The organism is Streptomyces flavofungini (assembly GCF_041028215.1).
In the GTDB taxonomy this organism is placed as follows: domain Bacteria; phylum Actinomycetota; class Actinomycetes; order Streptomycetales; family Streptomycetaceae; genus Streptomyces; species Streptomyces flavofungini_B.
Genome location: NZ_JASKYR010001057.1, coordinates 1 through 1,864, shown reverse-complemented (window position 1 = coordinate 1,864; position 1,864 = coordinate 1). Strand labels below are relative to the sequence as shown.

Here is a 1,864-nt window from a genome sequence, read left to right as displayed (position 1 = left end):
CACACAGTCGTGTCTGGACAAGGATCGGCCGGTCCGGGCGGCCCCGCCACTTGAGCCACTCGCTTTCGGTCACGTGTGTCGCGGCGGGGCGCCCGGGGCACCTCAGAAGTTGATCATGTGCCCGGCCAGGCCGTGCACCGCTTCCTTGACGGCCTCGCCCAGGGTCGGGTGCGCGTGGACGTTGCGGGCCACCTCGTGGACGGTGAGGTCCCACTGCTGCGCCAGCGTCAGCTCGGGCAGCAGTTCGGTGACGTCGGGGCCGATCAGGTGAGCGCCGATGATCTCGCCGTACGTGGCGTCGCTGATGATCTTCACGAAGCCGACGGTGTCGCCGAGACCGTGCGCCTTGCCGTTCGCCTGGAAGGGGAACTTGGCGACCTTGACGTCGAAGCCCTTCTCCTTGGCCTGCGCCTCCGTCCAGCCGAAGCTGGCGATCTGCGGCTGGGAGTAGGTGGCGCGCGGGATCATCACATAGTCGAGTTCCATCGTCTCGGCGTCCGCGAGGGTCTCCGCCGCGATGACACCCATGGCCTCGGCGGTGTGCGCGAGCATCAGCTTCGCGGTGACGTCACCGATGGCGTAGATGTGCGGGACGTTCGTCCGGCAGCGGCCGTCCACCTCGATCGCGCCGCGCTCGGTGAGCGCCACGCCCGTCGCCTCCAGGCCGTAACCGGAGACGTTCGGCGCGAAACCGATGGCCTGGAGGACCTTGTCGGCCTCCAGGACCTGCTCCTTGCCGTCCTTGCCGGTGACGGTGACCCGGACCTGGTCGCCCGACTCGTCGATGGACTCGACACGGGTCGAGGTCATGACGTCGATGCCGAGCTTGCGGTACTGCTTGGCCAGCTCCTTGGAGACGTCCGCGTCCTCCAGGGGCGCGACGCGGTCCAGGAACTCGACGATCGTGACCTTCACGCCGTAGTTGTGCAGGACGTAGGCGAACTCGATGCCGATCGCGCCCGCGCCCGCGATCACGATGGAGCGCGGCAGGGAGTCGGCGAGGATCTGCTCCTCGTACGTCACGACGCGCTCGCTGCGGCTGGTGCCGGGCAGCAGGCGGGGCGTGGCGCCGGTCGCGATGACGCAGTTGTCGAAGCCGATGGTGGTGGTCGTGCCGTCGGACTTCGCGACCTGGAGGGTGTTGGCGTCCAGGAACGTGCCCCGGCCGTCGAACTCCGTGATGCCGTTCTTCTTCATCAGGAAGTGGACGCCCTTGACCCGGCCGTCCGCGACCGTGCGGCTGCGGCTGAACGCCTCGCCGTAGTCGAAGGAGACCTGTCCGTCGACCTTGATGCCGTACGTCTTCTGCTCGTGCGTGAAGAGGTGGGCCAGTTCGGCGTTGCGCAGCAGCGCCTTCGTCGGGATGCAGCCGACGTTGAGGCAGACACCGCCCCAGTACTTCTCCTCGACGACCGCTACCCGCTTGCCGAGCTGGGCGGCGCGAATGGCGGCCACATAGCCGCCGGGTCCTGCTCCGAGCACGACGACGTCGAAGCGGTCTTCCATGGGGAGATCCTCTCTGGATGGTACGGGGATGGCGCTGTGCACGATCATGCGCCATCCGGGGGCCCCTGCGGGGCGCGGGTGGCGCACACCACTGCCCGCCGGAGAAGTTACCCGTGGGCAGCGTCCGGACGACCGGCGCTCATCAGCATGTCGTCGCGCACCCCCATGTTGACCCGGAGGCGCGGCACGCCCCAGAATGACGACCATGATCCAGCACCTCACCGCTGCCGAGCGGACGTTCGGCGTCCCATGGCGGCGCGGGTGCGAGCGATCGGGCCGCTAACCGTACGGAAACACCCCGCACGGCCACCCGTTCACGCCCTCCGCAAAGGATCATCACCCGCCATGGCTGTCACCG

1 protein-coding gene is annotated in these 1,864 nt (G+C 68.3%); it reads right to left on the bottom strand.

Annotation, left to right across the window (positions count from 1 at the left end; translation table 11 throughout):
• Window positions 1–102: 102 nt before the first annotated feature.
• Complete coding sequence (lpdA, locus tag AB8Z36_RS38305; protein ID WP_369217980.1) at window positions 103–1,506, bottom strand: dihydrolipoyl dehydrogenase; 1,404 nt, start codon at window positions 1,504–1,506, stop codon at window positions 103–105.
• Between the last annotated feature and the right edge of the window lie 358 nt (window positions 1,507–1,864).

Excerpts from the sequence above, each read along its gene's own strand:
- lpdA (WP_369217980.1), bottom strand. The coding sequence starts at position 1,506 with ATGGAAGACCGCTTCGACGTCGTCGTGCTCGGAGCAGGACCCGGCGGC.